Source organism: Paenibacillus praedii, from assembly GCF_049725345.1.
Classification (GTDB): domain Bacteria; phylum Bacillota; class Bacilli; order Paenibacillales; family Paenibacillaceae; genus Pristimantibacillus.
In genome coordinates, this window is record NZ_JBMWAM010000023.1 from 18,398 (window position 1) to 42,512 (window position 24,115).

The 24,115-nt window shown below is 47.6% G+C and carries 23 protein-coding genes; 21 read left to right on the forward strand and 2 right to left on the reverse strand.

Annotation, left to right across the window (positions count from 1 at the left end; genetic code table 11):
- Positions 1-298 precede the first annotated feature (298 nt).
- The 8 genes from ACO9K6_RS17730 to ACO9K6_RS17765 all read left to right on the forward strand — a co-directional run bounded on the left by ACO9K6_RS17730 (position 299) and on the right by ACO9K6_RS17765 (position 8,267).
- On the forward strand, positions 299-1,855 hold the full coding sequence (locus tag ACO9K6_RS17730; RefSeq protein WP_424768883.1) for an ABC-F family ATP-binding cassette domain-containing protein: 1,557 nt from the start codon (positions 299-301) through the stop codon (positions 1,853-1,855).
- Positions 1,856-1,862: 7 nt separating this feature from the next.
- Positions 1,863-3,074, forward strand: coding sequence for a chromate efflux transporter (gene chrA / locus ACO9K6_RS17735; protein WP_424768884.1), 1,212 nt, complete (start codon positions 1,863-1,865; stop codon positions 3,072-3,074).
- An 85-nt stretch (positions 3,075-3,159) separates the two neighbouring features.
- Positions 3,160-3,858 carry a response regulator transcription factor gene (locus ACO9K6_RS17740; RefSeq protein ID WP_424768885.1) on the forward strand — a complete coding sequence of 233 codons (699 nt, stop codon included), beginning with the start codon at positions 3,160-3,162 and terminating at the stop codon, positions 3,856-3,858.
- Positions 3,855-5,213, forward strand: coding sequence for a HAMP domain-containing sensor histidine kinase (locus ACO9K6_RS17745; protein ID WP_424768886.1), 1,359 nt, complete (start codon positions 3,855-3,857; stop codon positions 5,211-5,213). Before ACO9K6_RS17740 ends, ACO9K6_RS17745 begins: the two co-directional genes overlap by 4 nt.
- A 26-nt stretch (positions 5,214-5,239) precedes the next feature.
- Positions 5,240-6,100 carry a carbon-nitrogen hydrolase family protein gene (locus ACO9K6_RS17750; protein ID WP_424768887.1) on the forward strand — a complete coding sequence of 287 codons (861 nt, stop codon included), beginning with the start codon at positions 5,240-5,242 and terminating at the stop codon, positions 6,098-6,100.
- Positions 6,101-6,142: 42 nt separating this feature from the next.
- Complete coding sequence (locus ACO9K6_RS17755) at positions 6,143-6,802, forward strand: GNAT family N-acetyltransferase (protein ID WP_424768888.1); 660 nt, start codon at positions 6,143-6,145, stop codon at positions 6,800-6,802.
- A gap of 17 nt (positions 6,803-6,819) precedes the next feature.
- The gene (locus ACO9K6_RS17760) at positions 6,820-7,494 is read left to right on the forward strand and encodes a GNAT family N-acetyltransferase (protein ID WP_424768889.1); all 675 of its coding nucleotides are present in this window, start codon (positions 6,820-6,822) and stop codon (positions 7,492-7,494) included.
- Positions 7,491-8,267, forward strand: coding sequence for an MBL fold metallo-hydrolase (locus ACO9K6_RS17765; RefSeq protein WP_424768890.1), 777 nt, complete (start codon positions 7,491-7,493; stop codon positions 8,265-8,267). The genes ACO9K6_RS17760 and ACO9K6_RS17765 overlap by 4 nt, the downstream gene beginning before the upstream one ends.
- A gap of 114 nt (positions 8,268-8,381) precedes the next feature.
- Here the strand turns inward: ACO9K6_RS17765 and ACO9K6_RS17770 are convergent, their stop codons facing one another.
- Positions 8,382-9,020, reverse strand: a complete 639-nt coding sequence (locus ACO9K6_RS17770; protein WP_424768891.1) for a thiamine diphosphokinase — start codon at positions 9,018-9,020, stop codon at positions 8,382-8,384.
- A 224-nt stretch (positions 9,021-9,244) separates the two neighbouring features.
- On the opposite strand from ACO9K6_RS17770, the gene ACO9K6_RS17775 reads away from it, so the two are divergent.
- Positions 9,245-9,886, forward strand: coding sequence for a trimeric intracellular cation channel family protein (locus tag ACO9K6_RS17775; protein ID WP_424768935.1), 642 nt, complete (start codon positions 9,245-9,247; stop codon positions 9,884-9,886).
- Positions 9,883-10,386 (forward strand): low molecular weight protein-tyrosine-phosphatase, encoded by a 504-nt coding sequence (locus tag ACO9K6_RS17780; protein ID WP_424768892.1) that lies wholly within the window; start codon positions 9,883-9,885, stop codon positions 10,384-10,386. Before ACO9K6_RS17775 ends, ACO9K6_RS17780 begins: the two co-directional genes overlap by 4 nt.
- A 70-nt stretch (positions 10,387-10,456) precedes the next feature.
- Here the strand turns inward: ACO9K6_RS17780 and ACO9K6_RS17785 are convergent, their stop codons facing one another.
- Positions 10,457-11,194, reverse strand: a complete 738-nt coding sequence (locus ACO9K6_RS17785) for an alpha/beta hydrolase (RefSeq protein WP_424768893.1) — start codon at positions 11,192-11,194, stop codon at positions 10,457-10,459.
- Between the two features lie 291 nt (positions 11,195-11,485).
- On the opposite strand from ACO9K6_RS17785, the gene pdhA reads away from it, so the two are divergent.
- From pdhA to ACO9K6_RS17840, 11 genes are all read left to right on the forward strand, one after another.
- Positions 11,486-12,553 (forward strand): pyruvate dehydrogenase (acetyl-transferring) E1 component subunit alpha, encoded by a 1,068-nt coding sequence (gene pdhA, locus ACO9K6_RS17790; RefSeq protein ID WP_424768894.1) that lies wholly within the window; start codon positions 11,486-11,488, stop codon positions 12,551-12,553.
- A gap of 20 nt (positions 12,554-12,573) precedes the next feature.
- The gene (locus ACO9K6_RS17795; RefSeq protein WP_424768895.1) at positions 12,574-13,551 is read left to right on the forward strand and encodes an alpha-ketoacid dehydrogenase subunit beta; all 978 of its coding nucleotides are present in this window, start codon (positions 12,574-12,576) and stop codon (positions 13,549-13,551) included.
- A 15-nt stretch (positions 13,552-13,566) separates the two neighbouring features.
- Positions 13,567-14,886 carry a dihydrolipoamide acetyltransferase family protein gene (locus ACO9K6_RS17800; RefSeq protein WP_424768896.1) on the forward strand — a complete coding sequence of 440 codons (1,320 nt, stop codon included), beginning with the start codon at positions 13,567-13,569 and terminating at the stop codon, positions 14,884-14,886.
- 3 nt (positions 14,887-14,889) lie between these two features.
- On the forward strand, positions 14,890-16,305 hold the full coding sequence (gene lpdA / locus ACO9K6_RS17805) for a dihydrolipoyl dehydrogenase (RefSeq protein WP_424768897.1): 1,416 nt from the start codon (positions 14,890-14,892) through the stop codon (positions 16,303-16,305).
- 111 nt (positions 16,306-16,416) lie between these two features.
- Positions 16,417-16,902: an acyl-CoA thioesterase gene (locus ACO9K6_RS17810; RefSeq protein WP_424768898.1), complete on the forward strand. Its 486-nt coding sequence runs from the start codon at positions 16,417-16,419 to the stop codon at positions 16,900-16,902.
- Positions 16,903-16,956: 54 nt separating this feature from the next.
- Positions 16,957-17,919 carry a thymidylate synthase gene (locus ACO9K6_RS17815; protein ID WP_424768899.1) on the forward strand — a complete coding sequence of 321 codons (963 nt, stop codon included), beginning with the start codon at positions 16,957-16,959 and terminating at the stop codon, positions 17,917-17,919.
- A 36-nt stretch (positions 17,920-17,955) separates the two neighbouring features.
- Positions 17,956-18,459 (forward strand): dihydrofolate reductase, encoded by a 504-nt coding sequence (locus ACO9K6_RS17820; RefSeq protein WP_424768900.1) that lies wholly within the window; start codon positions 17,956-17,958, stop codon positions 18,457-18,459.
- Between the two features lie 233 nt (positions 18,460-18,692).
- A complete protein-coding gene (locus ACO9K6_RS17825) occupies positions 18,693-20,180 on the forward strand; it encodes a glutamate synthase subunit beta (protein WP_424768901.1) in 1,488 nt (495 codons plus the stop codon).
- Between the two features lie 96 nt (positions 20,181-20,276).
- Positions 20,277-20,594, forward strand: coding sequence for a hypothetical protein (locus tag ACO9K6_RS17830; RefSeq protein ID WP_424768902.1), 318 nt, complete (start codon positions 20,277-20,279; stop codon positions 20,592-20,594).
- A 53-nt stretch (positions 20,595-20,647) separates the two neighbouring features.
- On the forward strand, positions 20,648-21,775 hold the full coding sequence (locus ACO9K6_RS17835) for a hypothetical protein (RefSeq protein ID WP_424768903.1): 1,128 nt from the start codon (positions 20,648-20,650) through the stop codon (positions 21,773-21,775).
- 34 nt (positions 21,776-21,809) lie between these two features.
- Positions 21,810-24,068, forward strand: a complete 2,259-nt coding sequence (locus ACO9K6_RS17840) for a type IA DNA topoisomerase (RefSeq protein WP_424768904.1) — start codon at positions 21,810-21,812, stop codon at positions 24,066-24,068.
- Positions 24,069-24,115 lie beyond the last annotated feature (47 nt).

The window sequence follows — 24,115 nt, forward strand, 5'->3', positions numbered from 1 at the left end:
AAGGATGTTCGCTTTCGCGGCAGAAGCGATTGGCTGGGGCTGTTCCCAGGGAAGCCACTTACTGCGATCCCTCATCTAGCGCCTGAAGTCATTCTGAACAGTCAATGGTATGGCCGTGGGCGCTTGGGTGATGCGCGTATTAGAAAACAGCTGGACCGCGCATTACAACCTCTTGTCAACTTGCTTTTTGAGGAATTAGACACAAATTAGCGGAGTTTATGGTACAATAGTACGGGCGAAATCGGGAAAAACCGAGAGTCATTATTATTGATGTTGCATGAATGGAGCTAATTATAAAATGAGTTTGTTAACCGTAGAAAATTTATCACATACGTTTGGCGATCGCGTGCTGTTTAAGAACGTATCCTTCCGTTTGCTTGCAGGCGAACATGTTGGTCTTGTCGGCGCTAACGGAACAGGAAAATCGACGCTGATGAACATTTTGACTGGAAAGCTGCTGAAGGATGAAGGAAAGGCAGAATGGACGCCTCGCGTTCGTTACGGCTACTTGGATCAGCACACGAAGCTTGAAGCGGGCAAAACGATACGCGACGTGCTGAAGGATGCATTTGCACCGCTGCTAGTAATGGAGCAGGAGCTGAATGAGATCGCGCTGCAAATGGCAGTTGCAGATCCCGATACGCTTGATCTGCTGCTTACTCGTATGGGAGAAATTCAAGAAGAGCTGGAGATCGGCGACTTCTATTTGATTGATGTAAAGGTAGACGAGATGGCTAACGGGTTAGGCCTGAATGCTGTAGGCCTCGATCGTGACGTTACGGCGCTTAGCGGGGGGCAGCGGACGAAAGTTCTTCTTGCTAAGCTATTGCTTGAGAAACCTACAGTACTGCTGCTCGATGAGCCAACGAACTATTTGGATGAGGAGCATATTAACTGGTTGACCAATTATTTGAAAAATTATCCTTACGCATTCGTCCTCATATCGCATGAAACGGGTTTTATGAACCAGGTAGTTGACGTTATTTATCATCTGGAATTTACGAAGCTGACCCGTTATTCGGCTAATTATGAGAAGTTCCTCGAAATGGCGGATTTGAATAAGGCGCAGCATATCGATGCGTATGAGAAGCAGCAGGAGTATATTAAGAAGCAGGAAGACTTTATTCAACGGAATAAAGCGCGGGCTTCCACATCGGGACGCGCGAAAAGCCGCGAGAAACAGCTTGATCGCATCGACCGCATCGATCGTCCCGACGAAGCGGCAAAACCTACGTTCAACTTCAAAGAATCTCGAACAAGCGGCAAGACCGTCTTTGAAGCTGAGGGGATGGTTATCGGATACAACAAGCCGCTCCTGCCGAAGATGAACATGATTATCGAACGCGGGGATAAAATTGCGATTGTCGGCTGTAATGGGGTAGGTAAATCAACACTGCTAAAAACGATTCTTGGCGTTATTCCGCCGCTTGACGGTACCGTATACCTCGGCGATTATCTGAATCCAGCTTATTTCGAGCAGGAAGCTAAAGCGCCGACCATGACACCGCTTGACGATGTTTGGAATGAGTTTTCATTCATGAATCAGCATGAGGTCCGTGCCGCACTAGCACGCTGCGGTTTGAAGAATGAGCATATAACGCGTTCGCTTAATCAATTGAGCGGCGGTGAACAAGCTAAAGTACGTCTTTGCAAGTTAATGATGCACGAGAGCAATTGGATCTTATTCGATGAGCCGACAAATCACTTGGACATTGTGGCCAAAGCCGAATTAAAGCGTGCCTTGCAAGCGTACAAGGGTACTGTGGTTCTCGTATCCCACGAGCCTGACTTTTATGAGGATTGGGTAACTAAAACATGGGATGTTGAGGCCTGGTCCATGCAAAGCCAGGAGTGATCCAAGGATGACGAAACGGAGCTTTAGTCTCGGAGCGCTGTGGGAAGTTTTCTTGACGGCATTGAAGCTTGGGCTCACCTCCTTTGGAGGGCCTGCTGCTCACATTGGCTATTTCCGCGAGGAATATGTAGCACGCAGAAAATGGCTTACCGATCGTTCCTTTGCTGAACTTGTCGCTCTATGTCAGTTTCTTCCAGGACCTGCGAGCAGTCAGCTCGGCATGGCGATTGGGGTAAGGAGAGCAGGGGCGTTAGGGGCAATTGCGGCTTGGCTTGGCTTTACGCTGCCATCTGCGCTTCTTATGATTGTTTTTGCTTATAGCGCACATTCGTTGTCTGTGACAGAGGCCGGATGGCTGCAGGGGTTAAAGCTCGCTGCTGTTGCGATTGTCGCCCAGGCCGTATGGAATATGGCGCGTTCCTTAGCGCCTGATCCAACGCGGGCGACAATGGCGCTCGGCACTGCAAGCGTCGCAATTTTTATGCCTGCCCTATGGGGACAACTTCTTCCCCTTATCATTTGCGCCGTTATCGGTCTTATATGGTTAAAGCCGCAGGAAGCTAAAGCTGACAGTAACGAAAATGATGACGTTAACCATTTCATTGGTCGCGGCTTTGCCGCAAGTATGCTTGTTTTGTTTTTTTTATTGCTAGTTTGCTTGCCCCTCGCGAGTGGAATGACGGGCTCATCGTTATTATCTTTAGCAGACGGTATGTATCGTGCAGGTTCTCTCGTATTTGGCGGTGGTCATGTTGTCCTTCCAATGCTCGAAGCCCAGCTTCTGGGTCAGGAAGGGCAGGGGCTCAGCCATGATCAATTCATGGCGGGGTATGGCGCGGTACAAGCTGTGCCGGGACCGCTGTTCACCTTTGCCGCATACATTGGTGCAGCCTTGCAAGCCGGTCCGATGCGTATTGTTTATGCGTTTATTGCGATTATCGCTATTTTCCTTCCTGCGTTTTTGCTTCTAATCGGAACGCTGCCATTTTGGGAAACGTTAAAGCGCAATCGGTTCGCCCAAGCTGGATTGAAGGGCATTAATGCGGGGATCGTCGGCGTTCTGCTTGCGGCGCTCTACGACCCTATATTTATAGATACGGTTTTGACACCATTGCATTTTGCAATTGTTCTAGCTTTATTTGCAGTTCTGCACATTTGGAAGCTCCCTCCATGGGCAGCCGTGCTGCTCGCGGCAATCGCCGGTCTACTTTTCTTGTAGGCCGGCTTGCTTGCATTTGCAAACAAGCTTCATTAATATAAAATGGAACAGAAAATCGACAATTGGAAGCAGGTGAACCTCTAAGATGAAAGAGCGAATTCTTGTCGTAGAAGATGAAGCCGGCATTTCCCGAATATTGCAGCTTGAGCTTGAGCATGAGGGCTATACGGTTGGCACGGCAGCTGACGGAAGAACCGGTTATGAGATGGCAGCCAGCGGCGAATGGCAGCTCGTTCTGCTGGATGTCATGCTGCCGGAAATGAGCGGAATTGAAGTGCTGCGATTACTGCGTCAGGCAGGCAATCCTGTACCGATTATATTATTAACGGCTAGAGACACAGTGCCAGATAAAGTTAGCGGCTTCGAGCACGGTGCTAACGATTATATTACGAAACCGTTCGCAATGGAGGAGCTGCTTGCCAGGGTGCGTAATATTTTGCGTATCTTCCAGCAGAATCCGCGTGAAGCGGAAGGCTCGGACATGATTAAGGTAGGCGATCTAACCATTGAGCTTCGTACACGCAAAGTGTACCGAAAAGATATTCTCATTGAGCTGACGCCTCGCGAATTTGAACTGCTGGTCTATCTCGTAGAAAACAAAAATATCGAAAAGTCGCGTGAGGATATTTTATCGGAAGTATGGGGCTATGATTTTATTGGCGAAACAAATCTAGTCGATGTTTATATCCGTTATTTGCGGCAAAAGCTGGACAAAGGCTACCGTCATAAGCTGATACACACTGTTCGCGGCGTAGGCTATATGATTAAGGAGCCCGATGCATGACGCTGCGCAAACGGTTTACGCTGTTTACGATCTTTTGGCTCATTTTTATATTGATCCTATTTAATATTTTTGTCTATTTCTACGTGATCAAAATCACGACGGAAAGCGAAGAAGAAGTAATTGCTAATAAGGTCAATCTCATGCTGGAGAATCCTAGAATTCAGAGCGGCCGGGGACTCAACACGCCGGAGCTGCTGAATGAGTACTACAATGTTAATGAAATGATTCGTATCATTGTACCAAACAATCGTGTTGTTAATATTACAGGCTCGGACCCTTTTCTGCTGGAGCTGCCTGCAGCATTCGAGACACACCATCACACAGGAATGATCACGAAGAGCGGAGAACGCATTTTGTTTATGCGGGTTCCGATCTATGAGGGAAATCGTGTCATTGCCATGCTGGAAGTCAATCGAATATTGGATGAGCTGGATAATTATTTGCAGGTGCTTGTCGCTGCCTTGAGCGTAACAAGCGGAGGCGCTATTTTGTTTGCGATATTTGGTACCTATTGGTTTACCTCGCGATTAACGGCCCCTATCCAGCAAATGGTCAATACGATGCGGGAAATCGATCGAAGCGGAAAGCTGCGGCAAATCGAGCTGAATAGCCGGGAAGAATCCGCAGAGCTTTTACAGCTTGTTCGCGCTTTTAATCAAATGATTGAACGACTCGATCGCACGTTCGCTAAACAAAAGCAATTCGTTGCGGATGCCTCGCATGAACTGAAAACACCGCTTACCGTTATAAGCAGCTACGCAGGTATGTTGAAGCGTTGGGGCAAAGATGATGAAAGCTTGCGCAACGAGGCCATTGAGGCGATTGATAAAGAAGCCAATCGATTGCAAAATTTAACGAAATCGATGCTGATGCTTGCCGAGGCCGAACAAGAGGATTGGTTGAAGCTGGAACTGTTTGATGTCGTTCAAATGGTAGATGAGCTGGCTACGATGCTGCAAACGACTTTTGGCAGGCCGATTCGCGTGAAGGCGTTATCCAAGGTCATTCGCATGGTGGGCGACAAGGATAAAATAAGACAGCTTTTGGTTATTCTATTAGACAATGCGATTAAATATTCGAAGGAGCCTATTGATGTAACCCTTGTGCTTAATAGACATATCGTGAAAATTGAGGTCAAGGATAAAGGAATAGGCATACCGGAGAATGAAATTCCTCATTTGTTCGAACGGTTTTATCGCGTTGATGGCGCGAGGAGTCGCGCAACAGGTGGAGTCGGGCTTGGCTTGTCGATAGCAAAGCGAATCATCGATTTGCATGAAGGTAAGGTTGATGTATTCAGCTTGCCGGATTTGGGAACAACGATAACCCTTCAGTTTAAACAAAGAAAGCAATAGCAACTCGCAGATGGAGGTTAATTCTAATGAAGTTTCGCACGGCGGCGGTACAATATAAACTGACAGATATCACATCTTTTGAGCAATTTTCCGACCAGGTAACTCATTACGTACGCAATGCGTCGGAGTATGATACCCAATTTGTTTTATTCCCGGAATTTATGACGACACAGCTGCTTTCCATTGGAGACGAACAAGGTACAGCGCTGCCAATTGAGCGCCTTCCTGATTTTACGGAAGCGTATTTGGATTTATTCCGTTCTTTAGCCAAACAATATAATATGTATATCGTCGGCGGCACGCATGTTATCGAAGTTGCGGATGGAAAATTGCGGAATGCTGCTCATTTGTTCCATCCCGATGGCAAAATTGATGTTCAGCATAAAATTCACTTGACTCCGACCGAGATCAGCGAGTGGAATATGTCGCCTGGTGAGGGTATTGAAGTGTTTGAGACTGCATTCGGCATCATTGCGATGTTAACCTGCTATGATATCGAATTTCCGGAAATTGTCCGCATGGCTCGGGCGAAAGGGGCCGACGTTATATTCTGTCCTTCCTGCACGGATGACCGACATGGCTTCTATCGCGTAAGATACTGCTGTCATGCAAGAACGATTGAGAATCAAATCTATATCGTTACTACGGGTACGGTAGGGGCGCTTCGCAAAGTTGATTTCATGCGCGCCAACTTTGGCCAGGCTGCGATTCTATCACCTAATGATATCCCGTTCCCTCCAGCAGGCATTATTAGTGAGGGGATCATCAATGATGATATGCTCGTAGTAGCAGATCTGGATTTAGCGCTGCTAGAAGAAGTTAGAGCAAAGGGATCCGTGACGACATGGCGCGATCGTCGGACCGATCTGTATCCGGACTGGAGCTAGCTGAATTAGGAGGATCCGACAGGATCAGAAGGGGGACCGGCAATGCGCAAGGAGCTATACTTGTTTGTTGATGGCAAACCGCAAAAAACAGTCATTCGCAATTACACTGAGGATGACCTTGGGGCACTGATTGATGTCCAACGGGCAAGCTTTCCGCCTCCTTTTCCCGAAGAGCTGTTATGGAATACGGAGCAGCTGCATGAGCATATCACTCGTTTTCCTGAAGGTGCTTTGTGTGCTGAGGCGGATGGCCGTTTAATCGGCTCAATGACAGGCCTGATCGTGAATATGGACAATTACGGCCGCGCACATGATTGGGAGACCATTACTGGGAACGGTTATATTCGTAATCATGATCGTGATGGAGAGACCTTGTATGTCGTTGATATTTGCGTCATACCCGAATATCGCAAATCAGGCATTGGCAAATGGCTCATGCAGTCGATGTATGAAACAGTGGTCCAATTAGGGTTGAGCAGGCTGCTCGGGGGAGGGCGCATGCCGGGGTATGCTGAGCATGCGAGCGAAGTAACGCCAGAAGCTTATTTGGACAAAGTTATTCAAGGCGTTTGGAAGGACCCTGTTATTACCTTCCTGCTGCGCTGCGGACGTATGCCAGTAGGCGTTGCCCGTAACTATTTAGAGGACGAGCAGTCTCACAACAATGCGGCCATTATGGAATGGCGCAATCCATTTAAATAAAGGAGATTGAATTGCACATGCTAACCTACCATCGTATCACATCAATTGAAGATCAATATTTTGGGGCATTACATAAGCTTCTGCAATCGATTTTCCCGCCAGAGGAAGTGTTGGCTTATGAGCTTTGGAAGGAGCCGCTTGAGGATCCCTCCATTCACGTCTATGTGGCTATCCTTGAAGGCGAAGTCGTAGGCTCAACGGAATACCGTTATTATCCCAAGCTGTGCGTCGCGATGACCGATTTCACCATTATTGGAAAGCCATCACTCGGTATTGGCAGATTTCTGCTCCGCAATCGTGAGCGTGATCTGCAAAAACTGGCTGAGCAATCGGGTACAACGCCGATCGGCATGTTCGCTGAGGTCTACGATCCTTACCGCGCAGAAGAGCATGAATTTGGCGGTGTTTCTCCGATGAATCCGTATGTCCGACGTGAGGTGTTGTCGCATATCGGCTACAAACGTCTTAATATGCCTTATGTACATCCATCATGGGACCATGAGGGCCAGGCGGTATCGGAGCTTGATCTATGCTTCCTGCCGCAGGATGAAGAGCGGCAGTCGATAGAGGCTTCACTAGTTGCGTCATTCCTTGAAGGCTATTACGCGGCACTGCCTAATAAGCCGAAAGAGTGGCTGGAGATGATGGATCGCATTCGTGCTGCGGAGAAGATTGAGCTGCTTCCAATATGACGAAGCTGATTTTTCGAGGCACTGGTGATTCAATGGGGGTTCCTCGTGTATATTGCAATTGTGAAGTATGCGCGGAAGCTAGAGAAAGCGGGATTAACCGGCGTCTGAGATCCTCGATGCAAATCGAGGATCCGGTTGCCGGCTCGTTATGGATTGATTGCGGTCCGGATTGGGGCAAGCAGATGGAAGCGGCATCGCTGCGTTCTGTCGATACGTTATTGGTCACGCATGCGCATTTTGATCATATCGGCGGTTTGGTAGAATGGGCGGATGCCTGCAGATGGCAGAAAAAGAAGGGTACCGCAATCGCTCCCTCTGAAGTCATTGAGGAAATATTAGCCCGTTTCCCATGGCTCGGGAAGCAAATCGATTTTCAATCCTTCGATCAGCCTGTAACATTGGGGAATTGGCTTGCACGCAGCTGGCGCGTCAATCATGGCAAGAACGGCTATGCTTACGCATTCCGGTTTGAGAATGAGTCAAATGGATATAAATGGGTATATTGCTCGGATGCGATCGGCTTAACGGAGAAGCAGCAGGAGCCGTTATACGGACTTGATCTGCTTGTACTGGGCACCAGCTTTTATGAAGAACCGTTCGAGTATCCTACTCGCTCGGTATATGATGTGGTTGAAGCGATTGAGCTGACGAAAAAGTGGGGCGCTAAGCGCACGCTGCTTACGCATATGTCTCATGATATTGATCTTAGAAGCTCCTATGCGCTGCCGCCAAATATGCAATTTGCACTAACGGATATGATCATAACGATATAGCAGTTAATGAATAGCAAGTTTATTGAGGGAAAAACGATCATTATACCGAAGGAAGACAGCTAGTTGATATAAGGGGAAGGAAGCCAAGATCTAATTGTCTTGGCTTTTTGTCTGTTAATCCCGGCTCTGAATAACGAGAAGCAACCCCTCGCGAATATGTATGGTGCCTGTGTCGACGGTCAATACATTACTGATTCCAAGCGACTGGCCTATTGTTAATACGGCATCCGTCAACGGATACTTAAAACCGGTTAATGTAATTCCTTTCACCTGCATGGATAACGGGAGCAAGGAAACATTGGGATAGCCCTGCTGAGTGATCGCAAGCGAATTTGCAGCGAGTGAAATTTTGTTGTGATCGTCAATAATGACAGCGTGAACTTTCTGTATGGCAGCAAGTGCCAGCAGGTGGACATTGGCAAGCGAATGGTCAAACCTTGTGCCAAGCGCTCCAAGCAATATCAGCTCTGTCGGCTGCATATCGAGAGCGAGTCGCAAGGCCATCTCGGTGTCGGTATAATCCTTGTCAACCGGATCACATGCAATCGTCTGTCCGCTGCGTTCCCGGATAAGAAGCAGCTCCTCCTCCGTTACGGAGTCGAAGTCACCGATGGCAATATCCGGCCGTAATCCTTGCGAAATAAGGAAACGGGCTCCGCTGTCAGCCCCTATTAGAAAATCTTCTGATTGTATATGATTCATAGCCCAGACGCCAAGCTGGCCGCCCGTACATATGACGATGCGTTTTTTCATTACGAATGTCCTTTCTAAATGGCAGGTATAGTATGGTTGCCATACAAGTATAAATCCTTTTATTCCATAAAAACTAGTATAAAGCTTTATGGTTGCGTAATTGTTCCATTTAGCGCGAAATTTGTCGTTGCGAAACCGCATGACCCCAGCTAAAATGGGGAAGGTAAGCACCGATGTAGAAGGTCGATGCATGGGACGGGAAGCGAGGAGTATTTGAAGTGAGCATGGATATTTTTGCCGTATTCAGTATTATTGGCACGATTGCTTTCGCGGTAAGCGGCGCGATCGTGGCGATGGAGGAGGAATACGATATTTTAGGCGTATTCGTACTCGGCCTAGTCACAGCGTTTGGAGGCGGAGTCGTGCGCAATCTGTTGATCGGGATGCCGGTTACGATGCTCTGGAGTCAGGGCCATTTATTCAAGATTGCAATGTTTGCAATGACTATTGCGTTTTTTCTTCCGGTCGATTGGATTCATAAGTGGCGGCGCAGCGAGGCGTTTTTCGATGCGATCGGCTTATCTGCCTTTGCGATCCAAGGAGCGCTATACGCCACACAAATGAAGCATCCGTTAAGCGCAGTGCTCGTTGCAGCCATGCTGACTGGTATTGGTGGAGGTATTATTAGGGACTTACTCGCTGGACGCAAGCCGCTGGTTTTGAAGGATGAGATTTATGCGGTATGGGCAATGCTGGCTGGACTTGCAATTGGGCTGGGTTGGTTTAAGTCGACGCTGGAGCTGCTGTTGTTGTTTGCCCTGGTTATTACATTTCGAATGCTTTCGGTTTATTTCAAGTGGAAGCTGCCGCGTCGCTCGCTAAGTTCGGCACCGATTGATGCTCAGCAGAAAGGGGTAGCAAAATGAAGGCTCGCATATTGTTCGTATGCCTAGGCAATATTTGCCGTTCTCCAATGGCGGAAGCTGTCATGCGCCATCAGGTCGAGCAGGCTGGACTTGATGGCCAAATCGAGGTGGATTCCGCAGGAACGGGAGACTGGCATTTAGGCCACCCTCCCCATGAAGGCACACGTAAGCTGTTGGATCAGCATCGTATTTCATATCAAGGCATGAAAGCCCGTTTAGTCAGGGCCGATGATTTCCAGACATTTGATTATATCGTCTGCATGGATACGAATAACTTGCGCGATGTCCGTATGCTGATGGAGACTGCAGGTGGAGAGACCAGCCAAGCTGAAGGTGCGTATAGAAGGCTGTTTACCTTTATGGAGCTTTTGCCTGATAAAGGAATAAAGGATGTGCCAGATCCTTATTATGATGGTAATTTCTCATTCGTGTATGAGCTGGTAGAGAACGGCTGCACGGTACTGCTTGAACGTGTAAGAGCGGATATAGGCCTCGCGTAAAAGGAAAAAAAAGAAGCTGTCCATGGATTCTGCTATGAATCTGCCGGACAGCTTCTCCTTATTCACTCCGTTATTCCACCTCAATGAAGTAGGAGAGTGCTTTATCCAGCTCTTTCTGCCAAAAGCCCCATTGATGCTTGCCGTCCTTTTCTTCATAAAAGACAGCAGCCTGCTTCAGCTCCAGCAATGCTTTGGCGTTACGATTCAGTGCGACAAAATCAAATACGCCCCGATCGGTCTCGTAAGCATCCTCCTGCAGACCGACAATCATGTAGACCGTTAGCCAGCTTAGGTCGCTTTGTTCAGAAATGATGTTTTGCGATACGCCGTAAAAGGCGCCGGATAGAGACATGACCCGAGTAAACAATTGCGGATAAGCCAGTGCAAGATGAAGGGAAACGGAGCCGCCCAACGAGTCGCCTGCAACTATTCTATGCTCAGGCTCTCGTCTGACCGAGTATCGGTCCTCGACGAATGGAATGAGCTCCTCCGCAAAAAAACGGATATATCCCTCATGTCGATTGCCGTCCGGTGTATATTCTTCTGTACGCAGCTTCTTATCTACATCTACGCCTACTATAATGAAGGGCTCAAGTCCCTCATCAAGGATCAGCTTTGTAGCGGTAGTCGCAATACGGCCGAAGTTAAAGAAATCCTCGCCATCCTGGCAATAAACAACAGGATAGCTTAGCACTTCATTGTAGCCCGGCGGCAAAAAAATACGTAAATTTCTTTCTCCCTCAGGCAGATAGCGGCTTGGAACATTCTCCTTGACAATCGTCCTCTTTAAATATCTTTCATCTGTCATTTTGTTTATCTCCTTACGATTTGAATGATTGAATGGAATGTTCCTGTTGTGGGAAAACAATAGAAAGGTGTGATACGGATTTCCATCTCATCCGTATGTATTGTATTATGCTGTTACAGCCGAAAAATAAGTCTGTAGCATATACAATTTCATAAGAGAATGATGAGAATCGGCGAAAAAACAAAGGTTTTTTTGTTTTTTGCTTTGACCATTTTCGTTAAACAGGTTTATAATAATTCTATAACAGAGGTAAACGTTTTTCAAATATTTCGATTGAGGTGAGCGTTCAAAATGAGCAAATTGCCATATGAAGTTCAAACGGAACCGGTTACACCGCTATCCGTCTTGTCGCTTGAAGGCGAAGTGGTTAATCCGGACTTAATGCCTGAATTAACGGACGATCAATTAAAAGAAGTAATGTATCGCATGGTATTTACCCGTACGTGGGACGAGCGCGCGGTAAATCTTGGACGACAAGGCAGACTCGGTTTCTATGCGCCTGTATCTGGACAAGAAGCATCGATGATCGGAAGCGAATTCGCGCTAAATAAAGATGATTTCATTTGCCCTGGCTACCGTGATATGCCTCAGCTTGTATGGCACGGATTGCCGCTTTACCAAGCATTCCTATATTCCCGCGGACATCAGCACGGCGGACAAATTCCTGAAGATGTGCATGTTCTTATGCCGCAAATTATTATCGGCGCGCAAATTTTGCATGCAACAGGTGTTGCTATGGCTTTCAAGAAAAAGAACGAAAAGCGTGTAGCGATTACGTATACAGGTGATGGCGGTTCCTCAGAGGGCGACTTCTACGAGGGCATGAACTTTGCCGGCGTTTATAAGCTGCCGGTTATTTATGCCGTACAAAATAACGGATATGCGATTACGACACCTTTCGCTAAACAGACAGCTGCACTTTCCATTGCTCACAAAGCTGTGGCAGCTGGTATCAAAGGCGTTCAAGTAGACGGAATGGACGTGCTTGCCGTTATTAAAGCGGTTCAAGAAGCGGCAGAACGCGGACGCAACGGCGAAGGCGCTACTCTGATCGAGATTTTAACCTATCGTTTCCGTCCGCATTCGATGGCGGATGACGCAACGAAATATCGTACAAAAGAAGAAGAAGCAGAATGGGCACTCAAGGATCCGCTTATTCGTTTCGGCAAGTTTTTGGAGAAAAAAGGCCTCTGGACGGAAGAGGATACGAACCGCGTGAAAGAAGAAGCGAAAGCGACAGTTAACGAGCACATCAAAAAAGCTGAAGCGGTTGAGAAAATGACAGTGGCAGGCTTGATCGATACAATGTTTGAAACAACACCGCAATATCTGGAAGAGCAAAAGGCCGATTTTCAATAGTAGAGGAGGATCAGACGATCATGGCTCAAATGAATATGTTGGAAGCAATTCGCGATGCGATGCGCGTAGAACTTAAACGTGATTCAAACGTTGTCATCTTCGGTGAGGACGTAGGTAAGGTCGGCGGAGTATTCCGTGTGACAGAAGGTTTGCAGGAAGAGTTTGGTGAAGAGCGCGTATTCGATACGCCACTTGCTGAATCGGCTCTTGCAGGCATGGCAGTAGGGATGGGTTTGCAGGGCTTCCGTCCAATCGCTGAAATTCAATTCGTAGGTTTTATATATGAAGCACTTGACCAAATGTTTGTTCAAGCAGCGCGTATGCGTTACCGTTCCGGCGGACGCTATAACTCGCCAATCGTATTCCGTACGCCTTTTGGCGGCGGCGTGAAGGCAGCCGAGCTGCACACGGATTCCCTTGAAGGCCTTGCAATTCAAACGCCTGGTATTAAAGTCATCATCCCTTCAAATCCTTACGATGCTAAAGGCTTGATGATTTCCGCAATTCGTGACAATGACCCTGTATTTTTCATGGAGCATTTGAACCTGTACCGCGCGTTCAAGGCAGATGTGCCAGAAGGCGAATACACGGTTGAGATCGGTAAAGCTAACGTTGTTCGCGAAGGTAAAGACGTTACGATCATCTCCTACGGCCTGATGGTTCACACAGCTGTAAAAGCGGCTGAGGAACTTGAAAAAACAGGCGTAAGCGCTGAGGTTATCGACCTTCGCACCTTGCTTCCGCTTGATATTGATACGATTGTAGCTTCCATTCAGAAAACAAACCGAGCGATCGTGGTGCAAGAGGCACAAAAAACTTCCGGCGTTGCAGCCGAGGTTATCGCTCAAATCAATGAAAAAGCAATTTTGCACTTAGAAGCGCCGGTACTTCGCGTTGCAGGTCCGGATACGGTATATCCGTTTGCTCAAGTTGAGGATGCGTGGCTTCCTTCCGTAGCTCGTATCTCTGCAGCGGTACAAAAAGTACTGAACTTTTAAAGGAGGTTACAAGCGGTGGCTAAATTCGAATATCGTTTCCCAGAGCTGGGCGAAGGATTGCACGAAGGCGAAATTATTAAAGTGCATATCAAGGTCGGCGACACGGTTACAGATGATGATATTATTATGGAAGTACAAAACGACAAAGCAATCGTTGAGGTTCCTTGCCCGGTAAACGGTAAAGTGCTTGAAGTGCTTGTTAAGGACGGTCAGGTATGCCACGTTGGCGAGGTTGTAGCGATTATTGATGCTGAAGGCGAATTGCCTGAGGGAGCGGCACCTGCTGCTGAAGCTCCAAAAGCGGACGCGCCTGCAGCGGCTCAAGAAGCGCCGGCAGCTCCGAAGGCTGAAGCTGCACCAACAGCTGCAGCAGCTCCAAAGTCTTCTGGCGGCCCAGTGCTTGCGACGCCTAGCGTACGTAAATTCGCACGCGAGAAGGGCGTTGATTTGACGCAGGTTAGCGGCACAGGCAAGAATGGCCGTATTACTCGCGACGATGTTAACGGATTTGGCGGCGCGCCAGCAGCGGCTGACACAGCAGCTCCAGCGGCTGAACAGAAGGATAATGCTGAGGTTGCTGCTAAAGGCGCAGGCGAAGCGAAGCCGGCTCATACAGATGCAGGAACAGCTTATCGTCCGGAAGAGCGCGTTCCGTTCAAAGGAATTCGCAAGGTTATCGCTAACGCGATGTCCAAGTCGGTCTACACGGCTCCTCATGTTACCATCATGGATGAGGTTGATGTTACCGAGCTTGTGGCGCTGCGTACGAAATATAAGCCTTATGCAGAGAAAAAAGGCTCCAAGCTTACCTACTTGCCATTCATCGTGAAGGCGCTCGTGGCAGCTTGCCGCCAGTTCCCAATTATGAACTCTACGCTTGATGAAGCTAATCAAGAAATCGTATTGCGCAAGTACTACAACATCGGTATTGCTACTGATACGGATAACGGTCTAATCGTTCCGGTAATCGAGGACGCTGACCGCAAAAATATTTTCATGGTTGCTGATGCTATTCGTGATCTTGCCGTTCGCGGTCGCGACGGAAAGCTATCGGGCAGCGAGTTGAAGGGGAGCACGATCACGATCTCGAACATCGGTTCCGCTGGCGGTATGTTCTTCACACCGGTTATCAACTTCCCTGAGGTTGCTATCTTGGGAACTGGACGCATTTCGGAGAAAGCGATTGTTCGTAATGGTGAAATTGTAGCAGCACCTGTTATGGCACTTTCACTCAGCTTTGACCACCGTCTGATTGACGGTGCAACTGCACAAAACTTTATGAACTACATCAAACAGCTTCTGGCGCAGCCTGAACTGTTCATAATGGAGGTTTAAGACATGGTCGTAGGTGATGCTTCCCTAGATATTGATACTCTAGTCATTGGTGCGGGTCCAGGCGGTTATGTAGCAGCTATTCGTGCTGCACAGCTTGGTCAAAACGTACTTATCGTGGATAAAGAATATGTTGGCGGCGTATGCTTGAACGTAGGCTGTATCCCGTCGAAGGCGCTCATTTCCGCGTCGCATCAATATGAGTCGATCAGTCATGCTTCCGCTTTCGGTATTGAGGTTGGCGAAGCAAAGGTTGACTTCAGCAAGGTGCAGGAATTCAAGAACGGCATCGTTAAGAAATTGACAGGCGGCGTTGCTTCCCTTCTGAAAGCAAACAAAGTCCAATATTTCCAAGGCGAAGTGATGTTCATCAATGAAAACGAAGCACGCGTATTCAATGATCAAGAAGCGCCGCGCTACCGTTTCAAAAACTGTATCATCGCAACCGGCTCACGTCCGATCGAGCTTAAGGCATTCCCTTACGGCGGCCGTATCGTATCGTCTACTGGCGCTTTATCCTTGCCTGAAATTCCAAAGAGCCTCGTTGTTATCGGCGGCGGCTACATTGGTATCGAGCTTGGCCAAATGTATTCGAAGTTCGGCACAAAGGTAACGGTAATCGAAGGTTCTGACGCGATTTTGCCAGGCTTCGATAAAGATATGTCCTCGATCGTCGCGAAGAAGCTGAAAAGCACAAACGTTGACATCGTAACCGGCGCGCAAGCGAAGAGCGCTGAACAGACAGATAAAGACGTTACAGTCACTTATACTGTCGGCGACAAAGAAGAAAAAGTAACGGCAGACTACTTGCTCGTAACGGTTGGACGTCGTCCGAATACCGATGGTGAGCTTGGTCTTGATTTGATCAACGTCAAAATGTCCGATCGCGGTCTGGTTGAGGTTGATGAGCAGTGCCGTACGAACATTCCGCATATCTATGCTATTGGTGATATTATTGCCGGACCTGCGCTTGCTCACAAAGCAATGTATGAAGGCCGTGTAGCTGCTGAAGCGATTTCCGGTCAGTCCAGCGTTATTGATTACAAATGTGTGCCGGCTGTCTGCTTCTCCGATCCTGAGTGCGCTAGCGTAGGCTTCAGCGAGAAGGAAGCGAAGGACAAAGGCCACAATGTTAAGATCGGTAAATTCCCATTCGCGATCAATGGACGCGCAATGTCGCTTAACGCTAACGAAGGCTTCGTCAAGCTCGTTTCCGATGCAGATTCCGGTCTTGTGCTTGGCGCACAAATTATCGGTCTTGAAGCGTCCAACATGATTGCAGAGCTTGCTCTTGCTATCGAGATGGGTGCAACGCTTGAGGATATCGCGCTTACGATTCATGCGCATCCGACTCTAGGCGAGATTGTTCTTGATGCGGCTGAGGTTGCGCTTGGTCACCCGATTCACACCTTTATTAAATAATCGATTCCTATAAATGTATTTAGCAATTCATGAGGTCACGCGGCTTTCCAGCCACGGGGCCTCTTTGCGCATCATCGCTTCGATACTTGACGAAAAGGGGCGTACAATAAGATGGAGAATCGGACTAAATCTGCAAAAGAATCCCGTACGTTAATGACACAGCTTATTTTCCCGCTGGATACAAACCATTATGAAACGATGTTCGGCGGAAAGCTGATGGAATATATGGACAAGGTTGCTGCAATTGCTGCCATGAGACATGCCAGAATGCAGGTCGTTACAGCCTCTACCGACAGCTTGGATTTTCTCGCGCCTATTCGTGTCGGAGAAGTTATTGAAGTAGAAGCCTTTGTGACATGGACGAAACGCAGCTCCATGGAAATATACGTGACGGTAGTATCTGAGAATTTACATACCGGTGACCGGAAGAAAACGGTAACGGCTTTTTTTACTTTCGTAGCACTGGGTCACGACGGCAAGCCTGCAGAGGTGCCAACGATTGTTCCGGAGACGGAGGAAGAAAAAAACCTGCATGAGTCCGCTCCCGAACGTCATCAATTAAGAAAAAAACGAAAGCAGGACAGATTAAGTAATTAATAGTATAATAAAGCTTACTTTGTCGAATTTTTAGGTTTCGTGCTAGGAGGCGGTATGAAGGTGAGCAACAGCGAGCATTCCTATTTGCAATTGTTGAAATATGTACTTCAAAACGGAACAAAGAAGGAGGATCGTACCGGAACGGGCACGATTTCCACCTTTGGCTATCAGATGCGATTTGATTTAAACGAAGGTTTTCCGTTGCTGACAACAAAACGGGTTCCGTTTCGACTAATTGCGAGCGAGCTCATATGGTTTATAAAAGGAGATACGAACATTCGTTATCTTCTCCAGTACAACAATAATATTTGGAATGAATGGGCGTTTAAACGATGGGTAGAAAGCGATTCCTACAACGGCCCCGATATGGCGAATTTCGGCCTCCGGTCGCAAACCGATGCTATATTCGAAGCACAGTATAACGAGCAGATGGCTGTGTTTAAGCAGCGTATTCTTAACGATGATGAATTCGCGTCGGCGTTTGGAGAGCTTGGTGATGTATACGGCAAGCAGTGGAGAGCATGGAAGACCTCCCAAGGCGACAGCATTGATCAGCTTAAGGATGTCATAGACACGATAAAGCGTAATCCGGACTCGAGAAGATTGATTGTCTCGGCGTGGAATCCGGAGGATATTCCGAGTATGGCGCTTCCGCCATGTCATACGATGTTCCAATTCTATGTCTCAAACGGCAAACTATCGTGCCAGTTGTACCAACGAAGCGCGGATATTTTTCTTGGAATCCCTTTCAATATTGCGAGCTACTCACTGCTTACGCACTTGATTGCTCATGAATGCGGTTTGGAGACTGGTGAATTTATTCATACGCTTGGTGACGCCCATATTTATACAAACCATCTTGACCAAATTCAAACGCAGCTAAGCAGAGAGCCTAGGCCGCTGCCTGTCTTGAAGATGAATGACGATAAAAAGTCGATCTTTGATTTTGAGGTAGAGGATCTAGCGATCGAAAATTACGAGCCTCATCCTTCTATTAAAGCACCCGTTGCGGTATAGAAGCAGTGGCTTGTTCATAGGAAGGTGCGGATTTAGATGTCTATTACATTAATTTCTGCAATGGATCGTAACCGTACGATCGGGATGGATAACCAATTGCCATGGCGGCTGCCGGCAGAAATGGCTTATTTCACTAAAATGACCGTAGGTAAAACGGTATTAATGGGGCGCAAAACGTTCGAATCGCTGCCGAAGCCGCTTAAGGATCGGAGAAATGTCGTGTTAACAAGGCAGCTCGATTACAAGCCTGAAGGCTGCGAGGCTGTCCATTCCTTGGATGAAGCTATTGCGTTAAGCAAGGAAGACGAGGTTATGATAATCGGCGGTGCTGAGATTTATAAGCAGTTTCTTCCTTACGCGGATACGATATTGTTGACGGCAGTTGAAGCAGAGATAGAGGGCGGCGACGCTTTTTTTCCTTTATTCCTTGAATCTGAATGGGAGCTTGTGGAAAGTGAAAGAAGAGAAAACGATGCTCGAAACAAATATGCTTTTACCTTTCAGACCTTTAAACGCCGTTCGGACATCGGTGATCTATAAAATAGAAGTATATGACGAACAATGTGTCATAAAGTGCAAATGATTATGCGGATAATCCATTAACGCGTTCAGGACATGAATGCTAGGATGTTGTAAAATAGTAAACGAGTAACCCGAACATTTTATTGGTTTTGTATAAAGTTTGTTATTGAATATTGAATGGATTCCCGATATAGTTTGGTAAGAGAATTTTTTAACGGTAAACGGGAAATATGGATGGAGGAAATGCGATCATGTCTACACCTACAGGTTTTATGGAATATCAACGCGAGCTGCCCGCCGATCGCGATCCGCTGGAGCGCATTAAAGATTGGCAAGAATTTCATAAGCATTTTTCAGATGAGCAGTTGAAGACGCAGGGCGCGCGCTGCATGGATTGCGGTACGCCTTATTGTCATACAGGTATTGAGCTTGGAGGCTCTGTCTCAGGTTGTCCGGTTAACAATTTAATCCCAGAGTGGAATAACCTGATCTATCGCGGATTGTGGCGCGAAGCGCTGGACCGTCTGCATAAAACGAATAATTTCCCTGAATTTACGGGTCGTGTATGTCCTGCTCCATGCGAAGGCTCTTGTACGGTTGGGTTGATTGGCGATGCAGTTACAATTAAAACGATCGAACAAGCTATTATCGACCGCGGTTTCGATGAGGGCTGGGTTGTTCCTCAACCTCCTAAGGTGCGTACAGGCAAACGTGTAGCCGTTGTAGGCTCAGGGCCTGCCGGTATGGCGACTGCTGCACAATTGAACAAGGCCGGCCATACGGTAACGGTATATGAGCGTGCAGACCGTCTCGGCGGATTGCTTACTTACGGCATTCCTACAATGAAGCTGGAGAAGCATGTCGTACAGCGCCGCGTGGACTTGATGGAAGCAGAAGGCGTTGAATTTATTACAAATACAGAAATTGGCAAGGATATTTCGGCGAAAGAGCTCGTCGAGAAATTTGATGCTGTAGTTCTGTGCGGCGGTGCAACAAGAGCGCGTGACGTTGAGATCGAAGGACGTCATTTGAATGGCGTTCATATGGCTATGGATTATTTGAATGGTACAATTAAGAGTTATCTGGACTCCAATCTGGAGGATGGCAATTATATTTCGGCGAAGGACAAAGATGTCATCGTTATTGGCGGCGGCGACACAGGTACAGACTGCGTAGCAACTGCGCTTCGTCACGGCTGCAAATCGGTTACCCAATTCGGTACGCATGCGAAAGCGCCGCTTGAGCGTGATCAGATCAATAATCCATGGCCGCAATTCCCTAACGTATATACACTTGATTATGCGCAAGAGGAAGCAAAAGCACTATTTGGTGAAGATCCACGCGCGTTCTCTGTCCTTACCAAGAAATTTGTAGGTGATGAGAATGGCAACCTGAAGGAACTTCATACCGTACAAATTGAGCGTACAGTGGATGAAACTGGACGTAAAATTTATAAAGAAATTCCAGGCACGGAGAAAGTATGGCCGGCGGATCTTGTATTTATCGCGGTAGGCTTTGAAGGGCCGGAAATGCCGATTATTGAGCAGCTGGGTCTTGCACAGGACCGCCGTACGAATGTGAAAGCGGCATACGGCAAATATACGACAAGCGTAGACAAAGTTTTCGCTGCAGGCGATATGAGACGTGGTCAAAGCTTGGTTGTATGGGCGATTAATGAAGGCCGTGAGGCTGCTCGTGAAGTGGATAAATATTTGATGGGCACCTCGATGCTGCCATAATAGTAGAATACAGCAAGTCATAATTAATTTAGAGAAGCGCCTCCGGGCGCTTTTCTTGCTGAGGTAGCTTAGTATCATGAAAAGGAGAGAACGGATATGATTAAATATGGATTAGATCGTATAACGGAGCTGAAATTCCAATCCTTTCAGCCTGTAATTGAACGAAGAGATGACCAATGGGTAGACATTGTACTTCGTTTCGAACTTTCCCCTGCAGCGGAGGCGCCGTCGGATCTGATTGATTTCACAGCACTTGTCATCTGTACGTTGGACGGTGCAATTGCACAGATGATTCCGCAGGATGAAGGCTGTGACTGCGAATATCAGTTCACAGTAGGCGAGAAGGAGCAAATAACTGCCATTATCATGCAGCCGGACATTCAAGCTGAGATTCAAAAACAAAGCTCCCTATAATTAGGAAAGCTGTGGTAGAATCGGTGTGAGATGACGTAAAGGGGAGATTCGTCATGGCAGCTGAGCAAGCCTATGTACTATCACCGACAGACGTTCGCAATATACGAAGCTATGTGCAGCATAAATACGCTGAATTGACGCAGGATAAACGGGCGGAAATCGTAGCGGATGCGGTGCATCGGATTATTTATAAACAATTACCGAGTTTTGATGAGAAGATGAAGCGATCCTTGACGACAGACCTTATTCGAACATCAGTGCTGGAGCAGCAGAGACCGGTTAGAGCGGATGATATTTTTTTGGCTTGCTTACGTCTGGATCGATCGGGACCTCGTATTTCTGAGCCACTGCATGCTTGGGTGGAAGGCCAGCTTGGTATTCGTTGCGAGAGGCCGCTGCTGAAGCATTTGCTGGACGAGCTGGCATTAGAGGCGCAGCCGTCAGCCGATGCAGCCAGCAGCCTATGGGGGCGGCTAAGAGCATTAGTAGTGGTTGAGAGCGCAAACCTCAAAGCCGAATCATCGTCTCTCATGCAAGCCGAGGTTATCCGACTGCCTATACCGCGATCGGCTCCTTTGCAACAAAGAAGAAGAACAAAAATGATAACTTACGCTGCGTTGTGTATGTTTTTAATTGCGGCTTCTTTCTTATATGCTTGGTCGCTAAGCGAGCCAACGTCAAATGTACAGCAGACCATCGGGGTACCTAAGCCTGTTCAGCCTATGGCGATTGCTGTTCCGAAGAATGGACTGCCTGCAGAGCTTCGTTATCAGGAAATTAATGAAGCTAAGCTTATTGCTTATTTGAAAACCAGAGATTCCGTTCTAGAGGAGAAGCCTTATTTTGATGCGATTATGAAGGCGGCCTATGAATTTAATATTCATCCTGGGCTATTATTTGCCATTACAGGTCAGGAGCAGGGCTTCGTTCCGAGGTCGAACGAAAACTACAAGGAAATTGCCAATAATCCGTTTAATGTTTTTCATAGCTGGCTCGATTTCAATACGAATATTGCTCAATCCGCAGAGATCGCGGCAAGAACGGTTGTGAACGCCAGCAAGGACAGGCCTGTTGATGTTGACCCCATCACTTGGATTAATCGGACCTATGCGGAAGATCCAAATTGGTCCAATGGCGTGCGTTCCATTTTCGCGAAGATCACGCATGAATTGGAGAAATAGCAGGTATACGTTTTGATGAAGGGGCGATTTTCTTTTGAAGACATTAATCATTGCGGAAAAACCGGATATGGGACGTAATATTGCGGCCGCAATCGATCCGAAAGCCAAAAATCACCGTTCCTACATAGAAGGCGAACAATACATTATAACTTGGGCTATAGGCCATTTGATCGGGCTTGCGGAACCTGATGCTTATGATGACCGTTATAAGAAGTGGAACATCAATGATTTACCGATCATTCCAGCACAGTTCAAGCTCGTTCCGAACAAGAAAACGGTGGATCAGCTTAAAGTGATTGGCGACTTGGCCAAACGGAGTAATTTGCTGATCAATTCCTGCGATGCGGGACGTGAAGGGCAATATATTTTCTCTCTGATTCAACGGCATCTGAAGCTTAGCCAGCCTGTTAAGCGATTATGGATATCCGACCTTACGCCAGAGACGATACGTAAGGGCTTCGCTGAACTCAAGGAAGGGGCTGAGTATGAGAATCTGACCCGCGCCGCAACAGCCCGAAGCGAAGCAGACTGGCTTATTGGCATGAATGGCTCGCGCGCGTTTACGACAAAGCATAATGTGCTGCTGTCAGTAGGGAGAGTGCAGACACCAGTTCTGGCTCTTATTTATGATCGGCAGAAGCAGATCGAAGCCTTTTCTTCACTGAAGTTTTTCGAGCTTGAGGGCCATTTCTCACAAAATGAGATGACCTACCGGGCAATGTGGCAGGGTGAACGGATGACCGATCAAGGGAAGGTCGAAGAGCTTGCTGCGAAGGTGAAAGGAAAGCAGGGAGGAGTTGCTTCATACGAGGTAAAGGATACGAAGGAATATCCTTTCAAGCTGTATGATTTGACGCTGCTGCAGCGGGAGGCGAACGGCAAGTTCGGCTTTTCAGCGAAAAAAACATTGGACACCGCTCAGGCGCTTTACGAGAAGCATAAGGTGATCTCGTATCCAAGAACGAATTCAAATTATGTAACGGAGCAAAACATTCCGGACATGCACAAAACGTTGAATGCGTTGCAGGGCATGGGATATGACGAGCTCGTCAAAGGCGCGAATCGCGGCCTCGTTCACAAAGGGAATAAGTTTATATGCAATCCTGCCAAGGTAGAGGATCATCACGCGATATTACCTACGAATCGCAGAGCGAACGGACTTAGTCCTGATGAGCAGAAGCTGTACGATCTGGTCGTCAGAAGGTTCTTGTCCCAATTTTATCCTGCTGCCGAGTACAAGGTGCACACAGTGATGACCGAAGTGGAGAATGAACTATTCAAGACGACAGTTAAAGAGCTTCTAAGCTTGGGCTGGAAGGTTATCTACGCTGATCAGAAGAAGGATAAGGCAAAATCGAGCGCAAAGGCCAAGGACAAGGATGAGCCCGAGGAAGATGAGATTGAGGTTAGTGAGCCTTTCTTCATCAATGCGAATGAGGCCGTTATTTGCGAGGATGCGATCGTAAAAGAAAAGGATACGCAGCCGCCAAAGCATTATACAGAGGGTACGCTGCTCAAAGCGATGGAAAGCGCGGGAAAGCAAATTGAAGACGAGGAATTGCGCGATGCCATGAAGGATTCAGGGCTAGGTACACCAGCAACTCGCGCTGCGACGATTGAACGGCTCAAAAATGTAGGCTACGTAGAAATGCAAGGCAAAAAAATAATGGTTACGCAAAAGGGACGTACAGCGATCGAATTAATTCGCGGCGCGGGCATCGACCTGTTGACATCGCCTGAAATGACTGGACTATGGGAGCGGCGGTTAACCGAAATTTCGAGAGGAACGGCTTCCAATGAGCAGTTTATGGCAAATGTGAAGAAGTTCGCTACGATGATCGTAGAGAAGGTCCGCGTGCAAACACGTGCTGAGAAAACGTCATTTGAGAGTGAAGCTCCTGCAAAAGGGAAAGGAACCGCTGGCAAATCAGCGACAGCTGCGCGAAGCCGCGTTTCCAAAGCAAAGCCAGATGCTGCCATACCGAAGGGAATCAGTGCCAAGTCCTCAACTGATAATGGACCATCACTCATTACTGCATGCCCGCGAGCAGGCTGCGGAGGATCGATCTTCATGGGACGTAAAGGCTATGGTTGCTCCCATTACAAGGAAGGCTGTACATTCGTAATCTGGAAGCAAAGCTACGGGCGAAGCCTAACGGATGCTCAGGTTAAAGCTTTAGTTGAGAAGGGGAGGACAGCAAAGCTGAAGTTGGCCTTAGCGGACGGCACACCGGTTGAAGGAAAAATTATCATGAAAGATGCAGAAACGGGTGAGCTGGCTTTAGAGTTGTAATGGAGCTTGTAAGCAAAAAAGAGGGGCAGTGTAGAAGGTCAATTGAC

Excerpts from the sequence above, each read along its gene's own strand:
- pdhA (WP_424768894.1), top strand. The coding sequence starts at position 11,486 with ATGAGCAAATTGCCATATGAAGTTCAAACGGAACCGGTTACACCGCTA.
- ACO9K6_RS17795 (WP_424768895.1), top strand. The coding sequence starts at position 12,574 with ATGGCTCAAATGAATATGTTGGAAGCAATTCGCGATGCGATGCGCGTA.
- ACO9K6_RS17765 (WP_424768890.1), top strand. The coding sequence starts at position 7,491 with ATGACGAAGCTGATTTTTCGAGGCACTGGTGATTCAATGGGGGTTCCT.
- ACO9K6_RS17830 (WP_424768902.1), top strand. The coding sequence starts at position 20,277 with ATGATTAAATATGGATTAGATCGTATAACGGAGCTGAAATTCCAATCC.
- ACO9K6_RS17730 (WP_424768883.1), top strand. The coding sequence starts at position 299 with ATGAGTTTGTTAACCGTAGAAAATTTATCACATACGTTTGGCGATCGC.
- lpdA (WP_424768897.1), top strand. The coding sequence starts at position 14,890 with ATGGTCGTAGGTGATGCTTCCCTAGATATTGATACTCTAGTCATTGGT.
- ACO9K6_RS17755 (WP_424768888.1), top strand. The coding sequence starts at position 6,143 with ATGCGCAAGGAGCTATACTTGTTTGTTGATGGCAAACCGCAAAAAACA.
- ACO9K6_RS17745 (WP_424768886.1), top strand. The coding sequence starts at position 3,855 with ATGACGCTGCGCAAACGGTTTACGCTGTTTACGATCTTTTGGCTCATT.
- ACO9K6_RS17775 (WP_424768935.1), top strand. The coding sequence starts at position 9,245 with ATGGATATTTTTGCCGTATTCAGTATTATTGGCACGATTGCTTTCGCG.
- ACO9K6_RS17810 (WP_424768898.1), top strand. The coding sequence starts at position 16,417 with ATGGAGAATCGGACTAAATCTGCAAAAGAATCCCGTACGTTAATGACA.
- ACO9K6_RS17825 (WP_424768901.1), top strand. The coding sequence starts at position 18,693 with ATGTCTACACCTACAGGTTTTATGGAATATCAACGCGAGCTGCCCGCC.
- ACO9K6_RS17835 (WP_424768903.1), top strand. The coding sequence starts at position 20,648 with ATGGCAGCTGAGCAAGCCTATGTACTATCACCGACAGACGTTCGCAAT.
- ACO9K6_RS17780 (WP_424768892.1), top strand. The coding sequence starts at position 9,883 with ATGAAGGCTCGCATATTGTTCGTATGCCTAGGCAATATTTGCCGTTCT.
- chrA (WP_424768884.1), top strand. The coding sequence starts at position 1,863 with ATGACGAAACGGAGCTTTAGTCTCGGAGCGCTGTGGGAAGTTTTCTTG.
- ACO9K6_RS17815 (WP_424768899.1), top strand. The coding sequence starts at position 16,957 with ATGAAGGTGAGCAACAGCGAGCATTCCTATTTGCAATTGTTGAAATAT.
- ACO9K6_RS17750 (WP_424768887.1), top strand. The coding sequence starts at position 5,240 with ATGAAGTTTCGCACGGCGGCGGTACAATATAAACTGACAGATATCACA.
- ACO9K6_RS17740 (WP_424768885.1), top strand. The coding sequence starts at position 3,160 with ATGAAAGAGCGAATTCTTGTCGTAGAAGATGAAGCCGGCATTTCCCGA.
- ACO9K6_RS17820 (WP_424768900.1), top strand. The coding sequence starts at position 17,956 with ATGTCTATTACATTAATTTCTGCAATGGATCGTAACCGTACGATCGGG.
- ACO9K6_RS17785 (WP_424768893.1), bottom strand. The coding sequence starts at position 11,194 with ATGACAGATGAAAGATATTTAAAGAGGACGATTGTCAAGGAGAATGTT.
- ACO9K6_RS17760 (WP_424768889.1), top strand. The coding sequence starts at position 6,820 with ATGCTAACCTACCATCGTATCACATCAATTGAAGATCAATATTTTGGG.
- ACO9K6_RS17770 (WP_424768891.1), bottom strand. The coding sequence starts at position 9,020 with ATGAAAAAACGCATCGTCATATGTACGGGCGGCCAGCTTGGCGTCTGG.